Source organism: Dakarella massiliensis (assembly GCF_001182045.1).
Taxonomy (GTDB): domain Bacteria; phylum Pseudomonadota; class Gammaproteobacteria; order Burkholderiales; family Burkholderiaceae_F; genus Mesosutterella; species Mesosutterella massiliensis.
The window spans coordinates 149890-163191 of sequence record NZ_CVTY01000006.1 but is presented as its reverse complement, the minus strand read 5'-3'; the positions used below and the strand labels follow the sequence as shown (position 1 = coordinate 163191).

Below are 13302 nucleotides of genomic sequence, written 5' to 3'. Positions count from 1 at the left end.
TGCTTTTGTCTGGCGCGCCGCGCGGTGGATTTACAGCCTTTGGAGTCTCACGATCAGAGCTTCTTCAGTATCTTCTTCAGCTTCTTCGCGGTTTCGCGGACATCCTTATCCCAGTCTTCGCAGCCGAGATCCGGATCGATCTTGATCGCCTTGATGCGGGTGAGGAGTTCCTTCTTCTTTTCGCTCATCTCGTCGATCTCGTCCGAGATCTTCGCGAGGATTTCTTCCCGCTTCTCATCCGCGGCCTTCGCGGCAAGAGCGGCCTTCGAAGCGCGCGTGCAGAACTTCTTCACGATCGTCTGAACGTCCGTCTTCTTCGAATCCGCGATCAGCTTCAGGCCTTCAAGCGTTTCTTGATCGAGTTCGAGCGTGAGCGGCGGAATCGCCGGCACAGGAGCCGGAGCGGGTTCAGCCTTGGCTGCCGCCGGGGCAGCCTCAGTCTTTACGGTTTCTTTCTTATCAGCCATGTTGAGACTCCTTTTCGTGTTGGTCTTTTCACCGGGTACCGGAAAAGCTCATAACGGGTCAGGGTTCCGATACCGGCTGGCAATGCTTTGTATCAGGGGTTGGGAGGATTCTTTTTATTCTGTTCACGGCGCTCCCGCATCTGCTTCAGGAACTCATCCTTCTTCGCGTTGAGGTCGGTGAGTTCTTCAGAAATCAGCTGCGCGATCGCCTTGCGCTTCTCGTTCGCGCTCTTCGCCGTGTGCGCGGTTTTCGCGGCGGCGGAGGCAAGGCGTCCTATCACTTCTTCGACTGTGATCCCCTTATGTTCCGCGATGAGGCGGAGACCTGCGAGCGTATCTTCCGTAAGCGTCACGGTGACCGTTTCTGTCTTCACTTCTTCTGCTTCAGCCATATGGCGATCTCCTGTCAGTGAGTTTTAACCCCGGGGTTTTCTTTTTCTGTAGTCTGAGAGGTATATCTTCAGAGAAAAAGAACAGGCTGGGTCAGTAACTTTCAACTAATAGTGTAGTAGTCAAAAGCGCACTTGAAAGCGGTTAACCTGAAAAAATTTGTGAATGTCTTGAGGCAGACGAAAGAAAATACCGGTTCTCATAGTAAATACAGGGGATTCAACAGGGTTTGTGTGGAGGCTCGGGAAGGTGTTTCGTGAATCAAAGCTCTTAACCTATCAGGATGTCAAAAATTCTGACGAAAGTGAAAAAACGCGGGCTCCCGTTTGATGGGAGCCCGCGTTTTTTAAGTGTCTCGGTAATGCGTCTCAGCCGATACCGACAATCTTTCGGATTTCTTCTGCCGTCGCGTCGCCGAAGATCGGAACGAACTGGTTATCCGGCGTCCGGAAGATACCGAGCGGGACCTGAGTGCCGCCCGCCTTGCGGAAGATCCGGGAATTGTTCCAGGCGACGTCACGCTGTTCCTGGGTGACCGGGTAGTCCTTCGGATTGATGCCGCGGAAGTCCGGATCGTCGAAAAGCTCTTCGCTCTCCTTCGTGAGCGCCCAGGGCGTGTCGGACGCGAGAATCGCCGCGGCCTGCGCGGTGCTCACGTCCTTCGTGACGCAGACCGGGAACCAGAGGAAATCGATTTCGTCCTTCAGGATCATCGCGGTGTCCCAAAGGCGGTGAGACCACGGGCACTGGGTGTCAAACACCACCATGACGCGGGGGAGCCCCGGGCAGGTGCCCGGTTCCTTCTTGATGCCGGGACGGCGGTATCCCTTGCCGGTCGCGAGCATCCGGCCCCAGATCGCGTCGAGCTGCGTGCCGGCGCGGAGTTTCGGGTATCCCGGAACTGAGGGCATCGTATAGAGATCTTCTGTCGTCCCGGGTAGCGGGCAGGTCTTGTGGTTAGTTGCCAGGCTGCAGGAGCAGGAGTCAGAAGCCATCAGAACCTCCAAAATTAAGTGGTGCCGGCCTGTTTGCCGGCTGATACTCAAATTTTATGTCCTGAAATTATGCAATCAGAGGCTTTTTGTATCTGGAAATATTGCGGAAAACCTTGATTCGGACCGGAAACGGCGTACATTTATTTTTATCAGAGTCGTGTCAGTCGGAAAGAATCCGAGGAGGCGAGCCATGGAGTGGAAGACCATACGGCGTGGCGGCATCCGGAGTGCCGCGTACGACCGCCGCAGCCGTACGCTTGAAGTGGAGTTCGACACGCGAAGGATCCTGCGATTCCGGGGCGTGGGGGAAGAAATCGCGGAGGGGTTCCTTGCGTCCTCCTCCCCAATGTCCTACTACCGGGATCGGATCGAAGAGGATTTCGAGGGCGAAGAGGTGTCGTCCCGCGCCGAAGCGCCGGCCGCGCCAGCGTCAGACGCGAAGAAACGCGCGGAAGAGGAGTGGAAGCGGCTTTTCGGCGGCTGAAATTTTCCTGTCCCAACAAGCAGAAGAGCCAGAAAACCTGAGGTTTCCTGGCTCTTTCCGTTTCTCGGTGACCCGTCGGGTATTCGATCGTGATCAGCTCGTATTGCGGGTTCCCCATCTTCTTCTCAGCCATGCCGGACAGCTGACGGAGACCGTGGCGGGAGGTCATGCGTTCCACGAGGTCCTTGTTGCTCTCATGATTGAACACGAGGTCAACGGACGCCTGATCGATCGCGAGGAGGTCGGTGGAGGCAAGGATGCCGATATCCGGGATCGTCGGCTCAGCGGCCGTGACGCCCGCGCAGTCGCAGTCAACCGACATGCGGCGAAGGACGTTGATGAAGGTGACGTGTTTCCCGAAGTAGTCGAGCGTCGCCTTCGCGGAATCCACCATCAGTTCCATGAAGGGTTCCTTCATGGGCCAGTCGGTCCAGCTTTCGGGGATCTTGTCGACGACGCCATGCACCTGGCGCTTGCCGACGCGGCCCGAGGCGAGGCCGATCGCGATATTCTTCATCGAGCCGCCGAAGCCGCCCATCGCGTGACCCTTGAAGTGGGTGAGAACGATGAGGGAGTCGTAATTCACGATGTGACCGCCCATCGTCACGTGGTCGAGATGGAAGCCGTTACGGACCGGGAGGTCAACGCCGCCTTCCTCGTCGAGAATATCAACCGGGCAGAAATCCCAGCCATTCACCTTCAGCGTTTCGCAGTGACCTTCTGTCGTATAGCGGTCACCTTCGTAGAGGGTGTTCGTCTCAACGATGTTGCTGTTCGGAATGCGGCTCTGGAAGTCACGCACGAGGTCGCGCGGAAGAATATTGGGGCCGTTCTTTTCGCCCGTGTGGAGCTTGATCGCGGTGCGGCCGTAGATGCCTTCATTCACGCGGCGATAAAGCTTAAAGAGATGCTCGGCGTCGATCACCGGGGTAAAGAACACTTTCGCGCGGGAGCCCGGGACATCAAGACCCGTGACATTCTTCGACCCGATCACCGGAGCCTGCGGATTGGTTGCTGTCATTTAAAAATCTCCAATGAGACCGAAGCGATTCCGGTCTTCTCTGCAATTCTTGTTTTTCGTGTTCAAAGACACTTTCTCATCATCAATTTTAGGCGGCGGACACCCGCGCGGCGTCTTTCTTTTTCTCAGAAACTTGCCGGAAATATAAAAATCCTGTTCACGAATGAACCGGTTCGAATCGAGGTGTCTCAGGATCTGAGACTGAGCTCTGAAGCGATTACTCCACAGCGACCATGACGTTCGAGGCCTTGATCACGGCGAAGGCGGTCTTGCCGACTTCGAGGCCGAGGTTGTCAGCGGACGTGGTGGTGATCGAGGAAACGATCTTTTCGCCAGCGGCGGTTTCGATCGTCACTTCGGTAGAAACCGGGCCCTTCTTAATGGCGATGATCTTGCCTTCGAGCGTATTGCGAGCAGAGAGTTTCATTTTCAATTACCTTTCGTTTTACCGTAAAAGACATAACGGGATCATTTCCGTTATGCGTGTTAAGAATAACGATATAAAATTTTTCTCTATTCGAATCAAGAACATCGAATGATATCCGTGATTGAATATGAGACACTCTACCAGAAATTTTTGAAAAATGTAAGACTTTTTCCTTATATGAATAGCGGTGTCATTTTTCTGTTCCTGAGGCAATGAAAAAGCCGGCTCGTTTCCGAACCGGCTTCGCCAGAAAACTCGTTAAAAAGCAGTCTCTAACGTCTTAGTCCACCGCGATCATCACGGAGGAGGCCTTGATCACAGCGTAGGCCGTGTCACCGACCTTCAGCCCCAGATTTTCAGCCGAGGTGGAGGTGATGGAGGAGACGAGCTTTTCGCCGGCAGCGGTTTCAATCGTCACTTCAGTGGAAACAGGACCATTCTTGATCGCGACGACTTTACCCTGGAGGCAATTGCGAGCTGACAGTTTCATACCAAACGTTTTCCTTAAAGTGATTGAGGGCGTTCTGCCCCGGATAACCGCAATACATAAAATGAATAACGCATCACGGTATGAATTATTCTACTCATAAAAACAAATATATCCAGACTTGTTCATTAAAAATAATGCTGGATTCGGGGAGCCTCGGGGGATAAAATAAAAAGTTACTCACGTTTCCCGCGGGAATGAGGAAAGGCCATAAAAAAGCCGGCTCAGCAAAGCTGAACCGGCCCCTATTCTGTCGCCTCTCGGGAGAAGGCGGCGGAATAGAACTTACTCCACAGCCACCATGACGTTAGAAGCCTTGATCACGGCGAAAGCCTTGACACCGACGTCGAGACCGAGGGACTCAGCGGAAGCGGTGGTGATGGAGGAGACGATCTTTTCGCCGGCGGCGGTCTCAAGGGTCACTTCGGTGGAAACGGGACCCTTCTTGATGGAAACGACTTTGCCTTCGAGGCAGTTGCGAGCGGAGATCTTCATAGTATTCTTGATCCTAATAGGTGTTTTCAAAGGTTAGGCTTTGACGCGCCGATATGCATTATTGGAATAACGAAGACTCTATTTTCGCTATTCAAATCAAGAACATCGAATGCATATCCACATCAAAAGCGTTGGAAACTTTACCAAAGATTTTTGAATAAAGTAAGGAAAAAAGGTCGCCCGGAAGGAGAAAAAAGTGGAGGAAAAGAGCGTAGTCACGATGACGTATCAGACTCCCTGCGGGGAGTTGCTCCTTGGTACTAATTCCGGGGCGCTGATCCAGGCGGATTGGGTGGATGGGTGGCATGAGGCCACAGTCCGCGCGAGGCTTAACCGCTATCTCGGGAATCCGGAATTCATATCCGGAACGGATCCGGTGCTTCAGGAAACCGCGTCGCAGCTCGATGACTATTTCGCGGGGAAACGGCGGACGTTTGACCTTCCGCTTCGGTTTCTCGGGACGGAATTCCAGACCGCGGTCTGGGATGCCCTGACAAAAATTCCGTTTGGCCGCGTGACGACCTATGGCGAAATCGCGGAAGCGATCGGGAAACCGAAAGCGATGCGGGCGGTTGGGATCGCGGTGGGCGAGAACCCGTTCTCCATCATCGTGCCGTGCCACCGCGTGGTGGGACGGGATGGCAGTCTCACGGGGTACGGCGGCGGGTTTGACGCGAAGCGCTATCTCCTTAATCTTGAAGGGATCCGGCTGCCGTCCGCTGTGCAGCAGGAGTTCAGGTTTTGACCCCCCTTAAAGCCTCTCGTCATTCGCGATAGTCGCGGATAATAGACACTCATTCCCATTGAGACTTTAGGGTTAGGGAGGCTCGAGGCTTATGGCGGCAGGTGTGGTAGTCACGGAAACTTTTGCTTCTCCCTGCGGCGACATCCTTCTCGGATCGAACGACGCGGGGCTGGTGATCGCGGACTGGACGCACGGCCATCATTACGGGGACGTGATGAAGCGGCTCAGCCGCTACCTGAAGAACCCGGAATTCGTCCCCGGCCACCACCCCGTGAACGAGCGGGCCGCGGAAGAGCTCGCGGAATACTTTGACGGGAAAAGAAAAGTCTTTGACCTGCCGGTGATCTACTACGGGACCGAGTTCCAGAAGAAAGTCTGGCGGGTGCTGGAAGCGGTCCCCTACGCGACGACCACCACGTATCGGGAACTCGCGATGCGGCTCGGGATACCGCAGTCAGCGCGGGCGGTCGGCGCCGCGGTCGGGCTGAATCCGTTCGCCGTGATTGTGCCGTGCCACCGGGTGCTGGGGACGGACGGGAGTCTTACCGGGTACGACGGCGGTTTCGCGGCGAAGAAATTCCTTCTCGCACACGAAATGCCGGAGCGCTTCCCGCTTGAAGAGGAATTGCCGCTCTAAAACGTAATCCGCATCTGATTCCAGGTGACGCCGCCGCGCGTTGACCCGAGGAACCCTTCATTCACGAACCCGAACTTCGCGTAGTAGTGGACGAGGGGATCCTTGCACGTGAGGACCAGGCCCTTGCGGCCTTCCTTCCTCGCTTCCGCGATCATCCGTTTCAGAAGCTCCCCCGCATAGCCCTGCTTCCGGTAGCGGGGACGCGTCACCACGCCGAAAATCATCTGCCACGCGCCTGATTCGTCATGCATCGACGCGTCTTCATACATCTCGTCCTTCAGATCCGGGTCGTTCGTCACGAGCCCATCCACGAAGGACGCGAGTTCCCCGTCGACAAAGAGAAGCCAGAAGTGATTCCCGTAAGCGGTAAGCCTCGATTCGAACGACTCGCGGGTAGCGGCTTCCGCCGCCGGAAAGCTTTCGGCTTCGGCCGCCGCGATCGCGTCAAGGTCAGAGGGGAGAGCGGAGCGGATTTCGATCGTCATGATGGAAAGAAGGACTGGTTTTGATCCAGTCCTTAGGAATGTAAAAAATTGATTTCTTTCCGATTCTAGAGGAAGACGGGCCAGAGGGCGGCGAAGATGAGGGTGGGGAGCATGTTCGCGACCGAGAATTTCTTTCCCCAGACCAGGTTCACGCCGACCGCGAAAATCATCATCGAGCCCGTGAGTCCGATCGCGTCAATCGACGCCTGGCTGAGGAGGGGCCCAATCAGGAACGCGAGAAGCGTCACAAGCCCCTGAAAAATACCGACCGGGATCGCGGAGAAAATGCAGCCGACTCCGAGCGCAGATGTCATGATGAGGATGATCACGCAGTCGAGCACCGCTTTCGCGGCGAGCACGGTGTAGTCGCCCGCGATCCCGTCCTGGATCGCGCCGATCACTGCCATCGCTCCGATACAGACCGTGAGAGAAGCCGTCACAAAGGCTCCGACAAAACCGTTGTCGCCTGTCCGCCCTGCCTTCCGCTGAAGCCAGAGACCGAAGCCCTCAAACCGATCCTCAAGCTTCAGGATCGTGCCGATCAGCGTTCCGATCGTGAACGAAATCACCATCATCATCGAGCCGGTCGAGGTCAGCGCGGGCCCAGTGCCTGAAACGCGGAGCATGAGAGACAGTGTTCCCGCAGTGCCGAGGAACATGCAGACAAGACCCATCACGCTCATCAGGTTTGTCTGCAGCGATTTGCTGAGATACCGCCTGAAAACGAGCCCTGCGGTGCCGCCCGCGGCAATCGCCGCCATATTGATCAAAGTGCCTAAGCCAACCATTCCGATGCCTCAGGAGAATTTTCTGAGTGATGTGACTGAAAAGATTATCTGAACGAGAGACGGCTGTATCGTCTGATACAAAATTTTGGGATCCTTAAGCCTCTAAACCGTCTAAGAACGTGGGTAGAATCCCTTCCTGACCGTGGATCAAGCGGGTATTGACAGAAAATTATCACCGTCGTTAAGCAATTGTATACACGCTATTCAATTGTTTTGCTTGAATATTTTCTGTGTACTGTAAATATTTCCAAAGTATTGATTTATTTTCATTAATGCCCGCTATAATGGTTTCAAGAGACTCCTGGATGGCTTTGATCCCGTGGGCCGGGCTTAGCCGGTTGTTCCTGGAATTTCTTCTTTTATGGGTGACATCAGCCGTCTTGAACTTCGGCTTTCGGGCCGAAAGATGGGTGAAGTAAGCGAACTAGGCTGATGTCACCCACCCTTTTTGCTTAGTTAAGCAAGGAGAGCGGGGTTCTCGGTCACCATAGAATCCGCTTAAATGGAGAGCGCTGTGAGAGAGTTTCACAGCGCTCTTCGCATTTTTAAGAGAGGTGTCCGAGCGGGTTGTCCCCGAAAAGTGTGCTCTCTTTCAAAGAAGCCGAAAATCCGAGAATGATATTAATTCATGTGTGTTCGGTGTAAATTTTTCCTTGAAAGAAGCATGTTATTCATATGGATATAGAGGAATGTCTGAAATGGATTTCGTCATCCGGTCATACCGACACGGAGAGGAACAGTTTGTAGCGAATCTCCATAAAAGGCTCTATCAGGAAGAATATTCGTGGGGACCTAGCTTCACGGATTATGCTGTCAAAATTGCCCTGGATTTTGCGGCTAAGCCCAAAAGCAGCAAAGAGGATTTATTCGTTGCCGATGAGAACGGAACGTTGATCGGCTGCATTATGCTCTGCCAGACCGAGGATCCTGAGGTTGGTCAGTTCCGTTTATTCGCTGTCGAAAAGGAATACCGCCGGTATGGAGTGGGGAAGGCATTAATGTCGGCCCTTATGGAAATGGCGTTATCAGCTGGATACCGTAGACTCATCCTCTGGACAGCGAGTCCTCTGACGGCAGCTATTCACTATTACGAGAAGGTGGGATTTCGAATTACAGAAGCCGTTGAAAACTCGACTTGGAGCACGAAAGGAGAAACGCTTCAGGAGATCAAGATGGAAATGGATCTCGGGACTAACTGAGGCAGGAAAAAATATCAGCGTTCCGGAACGGCCGCTCTTATGTTGGTCAATTTTACGTTGTAACCGGCATCTCGTTCGGGATGCCGGTTTTGTTTTAGGCGCTCCTGTCAGCCAACTGCGTCCGCTCGGATAACTTCCATCTGCCGCGTCAGCCTGAGTTATCAGATGGGACTAATTTTCTCTTTATTGAATGACCTTCGGCTGCGGGCGGAGCTTCTGCTGAAGTTTCGGAAAGCTGTGGCAGTCGCTGCACATGAGGTTCGAGCGCCCCTTCCAGCTGTGGCATGCGTCGCACTGCACCGGTCCCATGTGGGAGCCGTGCGGGTTCGGTTTTACGTTAGATGTCTGCTTCGCGAGCGCCTCATAACTCCCGCCGTGGCAGGCGATGCATTGTTCCTGCGTGGGGTTCCCCTTGACGCCCGCCTTCGCGTGCTTCTGGGCGAGCGTCTGTGTCGCGGCACCGGCGGTCGCGGCGAAGAGGGCGATCAGAGCGAATGTGATGAGTTTCTTCATTTTCTGTTCCCCCTCTCCTACAGTGCCGTCTTAGCCCAGGCCGCCGCCTGGCGTCCCGCGATCGACCCAAACACCGCGTTCGCGGTCTGGGGGTTCAGTCCTCGGAGTCCGGACGCCGCGCATTCGCCGACCGCGTAGAGCCCCGGGATCACGGAGCCATCCGGTCTCAGTGCCTCGGTCTGCGCGTTCGTCTTCACGCCGCCAAACGTCCCCTGGATCATCGGGGAGATCGGTGCGGCGTAGAGCTTGCCCCCGAAGGCGGGCTTCACGTTCCCGCGGCCGAAATCCGGATCCTTCCCGGTTTCAGCGAGTTTCGTGTAGGCGGCGATCGTGTCCGTGAGCGCCTTCCCGTTGATCCCGGTCTTCATTTCAAGCGCGTTCGCGTCAACGGCCGTCACGATGGATCCCGCCGCGATAAGGCCCGGAAGCCGCTTATCCGCGGCGAGCACCGGGTCTCCAAACACTACCCATGCCTGCTTCTGCGGGAGCGCCCAGATTTTCCTCGCTTCCCAGTAGCCGCCTGTCTCATTCATAAAGCGGACGCCGTCCTGATTCACGATGATCGCGCCCGCGTTCACCGCGGGGCGCATGTTGTACTTATTCCCCTCAAAGCGGTGGATCGTGGGGTTCGCCTTGAAGACGTCCATATCGGCGAGTTCGGCTCCGGCCGCCTCTCCCATCCGCTGACCATCACCGCGGTCCGCGGGGGTGCAGTAGAACCCGGCCATATCCCAGCCGTCCCCGATATACTTCTCGATCATGTGGGGGTTCCCCTCGAACCCGCCTGTCGCAAGGATCACCGCTTTCGCGGCGTAGCGCGTGACGCCCTTCGGGGTTTTGCAGATGACACCGGTGACGCGGCCGCCGGGCGTGATCAATTCAGTCGCCCGGGTGCGGGTACGCATCGCGACGCCGAGCGACTTCGCCTTCGCTTCAAGCGCGGGGATCAGCACCTGGCCGAGACGGAAGCCCTCTTCAATATTGAGGAAAAACTTCTGAGCCTTCTTCCGGGACCAGCGGACACCGAGTGACTCAAGCCAGTCAGCTGCCGGAATCGCGCCGTCCGCGAGAATCCGGGCGACGTCCGGTTCCCCCACGGTGTGCGTCGCCGCGGCCTCACCGATATAAAGCTGATAGAGGTCTTCAGGCGTCGTCTTGAACCCAAGCGCCTTCTGGATCGGGTGTCCGGCGCAGCCAAAGATCCCGGCCGCGGCCGCTCCCGCGAGCACTTTTCTTCTTGTGATTCCAGTCATAAAACTCTCCTCGGCGGAAGACCGGATGAGCGGGGGATTCACACCCGCTTTCTTCGCGTCAGACAAAGTCTGATGATTCAATTCCGTGTCTTCTTTTCCCTACTATACCCGTGCCGTATACAGAAAATCCATAGCGGTAAAAGACGCTTAAGATTATTACGCGTGAGAAATTCTGTATCTCAGGAAACGGTTATGGCGGTGGAGCGAAACCTATGAGGTTTCAAAGCCTCATCCGTTTTTTCCTATTGCCGTAATATTTTTGGTATTCGTGCTAACACAACAAAAGAAGGCAGCTCATATGTATAAGAAGTTAACGCCCCGCGCCGCGAACCGTCTCACAAGCGGCGGACAGATTGTTACGGTCGCTACCACGTCGAAGGAAGGCGTGGCGGATATCATGACGGCCGCGTGGAACACGCCTTACGACAGCGATCAGGTGCTCGTGGTGCTGGACCGCGGTCACACGACGACGAAGAACATTATCGAGACCGGGAAATTCGTGGTCGCGATTCCGCATGAAGGCCAGATCGCGGATATCAACCGCGTGGGTTCGATCCACGGGCGTGACTCCGGCGACAAGTTCCGCCTGGGCAAAGATCACCCCGGTGACCTCTGAGGTCCTCGGGATCAAGACCCTTCCGGATGCGCTCGCCTATATCGAGTGCGAGCTCGTCGATCTTGAGACCCTCAAGAAGACCGGCGTCTGCATCGGCAAGGCCGTTAACATCACCGTGAAGGAAGAGCTGTGGGATGAAGAGCATTCGAGCTTCGCCGCCGGCTTCGCGAAGACCCTGCACTACATCTCTGAAGACGCTTACTACACGAATGGCAAGGTCGTTCATGTGGCGGAGAACTTCACGAATATGACGAACGACTAAGCGCCGTTCACGCTGTATTCCAAACGAAAGGCCTGTGAGAACACTGCTCTCAGGCCTTTTTTCATGCGCCGGGATCCCGCCGGATTCAGCGGGACGGGATCCTGAGGGTTCGTCTTTTAGGCGAGACGCATGTCCTTCAGGAGGCGCACAAGTTCATCGGCATCCTCGTCCCGCGTCGCCCAGCTCGTCGCGAAGCGGACCACGGTGTGGGTCTCGTCCTTCTTCTCCCAGAAGCTGAAGGCAACCGACTTCGCGAGTTCCGCCATCTGGGTGTTCTCGAGCACGACGAAGATCTGGTTCGTGGGGGACTCAAAAAGAAGCTCGTAACCGGAGGCGCGGAGCGCGTCCTGGATCTTCCGGGCGTTCCGGATCGCGGGGATGCCGATCTTTTCGTAGAGGCCGTCCGTGAAGAGCGTCTCAAACTGGATGCCGGCGACGCGGCCCTTCGCGAGGAGCGCGCCATGCTGCTTGATCGTCGTGAAGAAGTGGGGGATGAAGTCCGGGTTCGGGATCACGACCGCTTCGCCAAGCAGCGCGCCGCACTTCGTGCCGCCGATATAGAAGACGTCGGCGAGCCGGGCGAGATCCTTTATCGAAACGTCGTTTTCGGGCGACGCGAGCGCGTAGCCAAGACGCGCGCCGTCGATGAAGAGCGGGAGCTTATGCTGGTCACACACCGCGCGGATCGCCTCAAGCTCCGATTTCGAATAAAGCGTGCCGTATTCGGTCGGCTGCGAGATGTAGACGAGACCCGGGTGCACCATGTGCTCGTAGCTCCCGTCGTTCTCGATATCGAGAAGCGACTGATTGAGCACCGTGGCGGACACCTTGCCGCGCTCCTGCGGAACCGTGAGCACCTTGTGACCGCCGAACTCGATCGCGCCCGCCTCATGCACGGCGACGTGGCCGGTCTGAGCCGCTACCACGCCTTGATACCCGCGCAGCACCGCGTCGATTACCGTGGCGTTTGTCTGCGTGCCGCCGATGAGGAAGTAGACCCCGGCGTTCGGAGCGCCGCAGGCCTCGCGGATCTTATCCTTCGCCGCGAGCGAAAATTCGTCGTAACTGTAGCCCGGTTCCTTCAGGAAATTAGTTTCCGCGAGACGCTTCAGAATCGCGGGGTGCGCGCCTTCCTCGTAGTCACAGGTGAAAGAAAGACGCGGAGTGTTCTCTGCCATGATGCTGGATCCTTTTTATCGGTTATATGCGTTGGACTGATGAGGCGCCCTGAGCGGGGGGCCAGGAGCCGTGCCTCTTTGAAAGTGAAAAGCCAGAGCATAGTTTTCAATATTACCTTCAGATGAGGAGACCGGAGAAGAAAGCGGAGGGAGGAGCCGCGGTTCCCGAAGAACGCGGCAGCAAAAAACCGGAGCCTGTGAAAGAGAAGCTCCGGTTCCTCAGGCAACAGGCAAAAAAAAGCGCCGGCACTTCGCGGGTATCGGCGCTGATAAATCCAGTTTCCTGGAATTTATTTTGACTTTCTCTGTGTGTCAGTCTTTTTGTTTTTCACGGCAGACCCGGAAGGATCTCCGCGTGACCCGTTTCCCGGGTCTTATTCATATCAATCAGGCGCTGGTTCGTGGAACCGCGGAAGGCGATCACGATGTTCTTCTTCGCTTCCACGAATTCACCGTCCACCAGCACATCGATATAGGAAAGGAGCTCGTCCGTCACTTCGCAGCGCGCGCGGCTGGGGGCGAGGAGATCCGTTTCATAGGTGTACCCCGTGTAGCACCAGATGTTCTTTTCCGGGTAGAGCTTCTTCACCCGGCGGCAGAGCTTCACGAGTTTCCGCTGGTTCTCCGGTTCCATCGGCTCGCCCCCAAGGAGGGAGAGTCCGTTGATGTAAGAGGGTTCCAGCATTTTGACGATCTGATCCTCAGTTTCCTGAGTGTAGACGTCACCGTACTTGAAGTTCCACGTCTGCGGCTGGAAGCACCCCTTGCAGTGGTGCGTGCAGCCGCTGACGAAAAGAGACACCCGGACGCCAAGACCGTTTGCGATGTCGCAGTCTTTGATATTCCCGTAGTGCATGGCG

Annotated in this window: 18 protein-coding genes and 1 pseudogene; 6 read left to right on the top strand and 13 right to left on the bottom strand. The window is 55.9% G+C overall.

Features of this window, described 5'->3' with window-relative positions; all coding sequences use genetic code 11:
- Window positions 1–53: 53 nt before the first annotated feature.
- The 3 genes from BN1936_RS04645 to BN1936_RS04635 all read right to left on the bottom strand — a co-directional run bounded on the left by BN1936_RS04645 (window position 54) and on the right by BN1936_RS04635 (window position 1852).
- A complete protein-coding gene (locus tag BN1936_RS04645) occupies window positions 54–467 on the bottom strand; it encodes a hypothetical protein (RefSeq protein ID WP_049686763.1) in 414 nt (137 codons plus the stop codon).
- Window positions 468–559: 92 nt separating this feature from the next.
- A complete protein-coding gene (locus tag BN1936_RS04640) occupies window positions 560–859 on the bottom strand; it encodes a hypothetical protein (protein WP_022443710.1) in 300 nt (99 codons plus the stop codon).
- A 366-nt stretch (window positions 860–1225) separates the two neighbouring features.
- Entirely contained in the window at window positions 1226–1852 is a 627-nt protein-coding gene (locus BN1936_RS04635; protein ID WP_022443711.1) for a hypothetical protein, read from the bottom strand.
- Between the two features lie 190 nt (window positions 1853–2042).
- On the opposite strand from BN1936_RS04635, the gene BN1936_RS11270 reads away from it, so the two are divergent.
- Complete coding sequence (locus tag BN1936_RS11270) at window positions 2043–2336, top strand: KTSC domain-containing protein (RefSeq protein WP_082164501.1); 294 nt, start codon at window positions 2043–2045, stop codon at window positions 2334–2336.
- Between the two features lie 223 nt (window positions 2337–2559).
- On the opposite strand, the pseudogene BN1936_RS04630 reads toward BN1936_RS11270, so the two are convergent.
- The 4 genes and pseudogenes from BN1936_RS04630 to BN1936_RS04615 form a co-directional block, all read right to left on the bottom strand.
- Window positions 2560–3357, bottom strand: a pseudogene (locus BN1936_RS04630) (DUF362 domain-containing protein); the annotation flags it as partial.
- Window positions 3358–3574: 217 nt separating this feature from the next.
- Complete coding sequence (locus BN1936_RS04625) at window positions 3575–3784, bottom strand: TOBE domain-containing protein (RefSeq protein WP_022443713.1); 210 nt, start codon at window positions 3782–3784, stop codon at window positions 3575–3577.
- 280 nt (window positions 3785–4064) lie between these two features.
- On the bottom strand, window positions 4065–4274 hold the full coding sequence (locus BN1936_RS04620; RefSeq protein ID WP_022443714.1) for a TOBE domain-containing protein: 210 nt from the start codon (window positions 4272–4274) through the stop codon (window positions 4065–4067).
- 282 nt (window positions 4275–4556) lie between these two features.
- Window positions 4557–4766 (bottom strand): TOBE domain-containing protein, encoded by a 210-nt coding sequence (locus tag BN1936_RS04615; protein ID WP_022443715.1) that lies wholly within the window; start codon window positions 4764–4766, stop codon window positions 4557–4559.
- A 196-nt stretch (window positions 4767–4962) separates the two neighbouring features.
- On the opposite strand from BN1936_RS04615, the gene BN1936_RS04610 reads away from it, so the two are divergent.
- Entirely contained in the window at window positions 4963–5511 is a 549-nt protein-coding gene (locus BN1936_RS04610) for a methylated-DNA--[protein]-cysteine S-methyltransferase (RefSeq protein WP_022443716.1), read from the top strand.
- Window positions 5512–5602: 91 nt separating this feature from the next.
- Window positions 5603–6148 (top strand): methylated-DNA--[protein]-cysteine S-methyltransferase, encoded by a 546-nt coding sequence (locus BN1936_RS04605; protein ID WP_022443717.1) that lies wholly within the window; start codon window positions 5603–5605, stop codon window positions 6146–6148.
- Here BN1936_RS04605 and BN1936_RS04600 read toward each other — a convergent pair.
- Together BN1936_RS04600 and BN1936_RS04595 are read right to left on the bottom strand one after the other, a co-directional pair.
- Window positions 6145–6633 (bottom strand): GNAT family N-acetyltransferase, encoded by a 489-nt coding sequence (locus BN1936_RS04600; protein ID WP_086936874.1) that lies wholly within the window; start codon window positions 6631–6633, stop codon window positions 6145–6147. The genes BN1936_RS04605 and BN1936_RS04600 overlap by 4 nt on opposite strands.
- 65 nt (window positions 6634–6698) lie before the next feature.
- Entirely contained in the window at window positions 6699–7421 is a 723-nt protein-coding gene (locus BN1936_RS04595; RefSeq protein WP_022443719.1) for a DUF554 domain-containing protein, read from the bottom strand.
- Window positions 7422–8119: 698 nt separating this feature from the next.
- Between BN1936_RS04595 and BN1936_RS04590 the strand changes: the two genes are divergently transcribed.
- Window positions 8120–8620: a GNAT family N-acetyltransferase gene (locus tag BN1936_RS04590; protein ID WP_049686762.1), complete on the top strand. Its 501-nt coding sequence runs from the start codon at window positions 8120–8122 to the stop codon at window positions 8618–8620.
- Window positions 8621–8803: 183 nt separating this feature from the next.
- Here the strand turns inward: BN1936_RS04590 and BN1936_RS04585 are convergent, their stop codons facing one another.
- A complete protein-coding gene (locus BN1936_RS04585; RefSeq protein ID WP_022443721.1) occupies window positions 8804–9133 on the bottom strand; it encodes a cytochrome c3 family protein in 330 nt (109 codons plus the stop codon).
- A 17-nt stretch (window positions 9134–9150) separates the two neighbouring features.
- Window positions 9151–10386, bottom strand: a complete 1236-nt coding sequence (locus BN1936_RS04580; protein WP_148521178.1) for an FAD-dependent oxidoreductase — start codon at window positions 10384–10386, stop codon at window positions 9151–9153.
- Window positions 10387–10684: 298 nt separating this feature from the next.
- Here BN1936_RS04580 and BN1936_RS04575 point away from each other — a divergent pair, with 298 nt between their 5' ends.
- The gene (locus BN1936_RS04575; RefSeq protein ID WP_022443723.1) at window positions 10685–11002 is read left to right on the top strand and encodes a flavin reductase family protein; all 318 of its coding nucleotides are present in this window, start codon (window positions 10685–10687) and stop codon (window positions 11000–11002) included.
- Window positions 10992–11264, top strand: a complete 273-nt coding sequence (locus BN1936_RS04570; RefSeq protein ID WP_049686760.1) for a PNPOx family protein — start codon at window positions 10992–10994, stop codon at window positions 11262–11264. Before BN1936_RS04575 ends, BN1936_RS04570 begins: the two co-directional genes overlap by 11 nt.
- Before the next feature lie 116 nt (window positions 11265–11380).
- On the opposite strand, the gene BN1936_RS04565 is transcribed toward BN1936_RS04570, so the two are convergent.
- The gene (locus BN1936_RS04565; protein ID WP_022443725.1) at window positions 11381–12442 is read right to left on the bottom strand and encodes a threonine aldolase family protein; all 1062 of its coding nucleotides are present in this window, start codon (window positions 12440–12442) and stop codon (window positions 11381–11383) included.
- Between the two features lie 328 nt (window positions 12443–12770).
- Window positions 12771–13298 carry an anaerobic ribonucleoside-triphosphate reductase activating protein gene (gene nrdG, locus BN1936_RS04560; RefSeq protein WP_022443726.1) on the bottom strand — a complete coding sequence of 176 codons (528 nt, stop codon included), beginning with the start codon at window positions 13296–13298 and terminating at the stop codon, window positions 12771–12773.
- Window positions 13299–13302 lie beyond the last annotated feature (4 nt).

Excerpts from the sequence above, each read along its gene's own strand:
- BN1936_RS04590 (WP_049686762.1), top strand. The coding sequence starts at position 8,120 with ATGGATTTCGTCATCCGGTCATACCGACACGGAGAGGAACAGTTTGTA.
- nrdG (WP_022443726.1), bottom strand. The coding sequence starts at position 13,298 with ATGCACTACGGGAATATCAAAGACTGCGACATCGCAAACGGTCTTGGC.
- BN1936_RS04635 (WP_022443711.1), bottom strand. The coding sequence starts at position 1,852 with ATGGCTTCTGACTCCTGCTCCTGCAGCCTGGCAACTAACCACAAGACC.
- BN1936_RS04615 (WP_022443715.1), bottom strand. The coding sequence starts at position 4,766 with ATGAAGATCTCCGCTCGCAACTGCCTCGAAGGCAAAGTCGTTTCCATC.
- BN1936_RS04585 (WP_022443721.1), bottom strand. The coding sequence starts at position 9,133 with ATGAAGAAACTCATCACATTCGCTCTGATCGCCCTCTTCGCCGCGACC.
- BN1936_RS04640 (WP_022443710.1), bottom strand. The coding sequence starts at position 859 with ATGGCTGAAGCAGAAGAAGTGAAGACAGAAACGGTCACCGTGACGCTT.
- BN1936_RS04620 (WP_022443714.1), bottom strand. The coding sequence starts at position 4,274 with ATGAAACTGTCAGCTCGCAATTGCCTCCAGGGTAAAGTCGTCGCGATC.
- BN1936_RS04565 (WP_022443725.1), bottom strand. The coding sequence starts at position 12,442 with ATGGCAGAGAACACTCCGCGTCTTTCTTTCACCTGTGACTACGAGGAA.
- BN1936_RS11270 (WP_082164501.1), top strand. The coding sequence starts at position 2,043 with ATGGAGTGGAAGACCATACGGCGTGGCGGCATCCGGAGTGCCGCGTAC.
- BN1936_RS04600 (WP_086936874.1), bottom strand. The coding sequence starts at position 6,633 with ATGACGATCGAAATCCGCTCCGCTCTCCCCTCTGACCTTGACGCGATC.
- BN1936_RS04595 (WP_022443719.1), bottom strand. The coding sequence starts at position 7,421 with ATGGTTGGCTTAGGCACTTTGATCAATATGGCGGCGATTGCCGCGGGC.
- BN1936_RS04605 (WP_022443717.1), top strand. The coding sequence starts at position 5,603 with ATGGCGGCAGGTGTGGTAGTCACGGAAACTTTTGCTTCTCCCTGCGGC.
- BN1936_RS04575 (WP_022443723.1), top strand. The coding sequence starts at position 10,685 with ATGTATAAGAAGTTAACGCCCCGCGCCGCGAACCGTCTCACAAGCGGC.
- BN1936_RS04580 (WP_148521178.1), bottom strand. The coding sequence starts at position 10,386 with ATGACTGGAATCACAAGAAGAAAAGTGCTCGCGGGAGCGGCCGCGGCC.
- BN1936_RS04645 (WP_049686763.1), bottom strand. The coding sequence starts at position 467 with ATGGCTGATAAGAAAGAAACCGTAAAGACTGAGGCTGCCCCGGCGGCA.
- BN1936_RS04625 (WP_022443713.1), bottom strand. The coding sequence starts at position 3,784 with ATGAAACTCTCTGCTCGCAATACGCTCGAAGGCAAGATCATCGCCATT.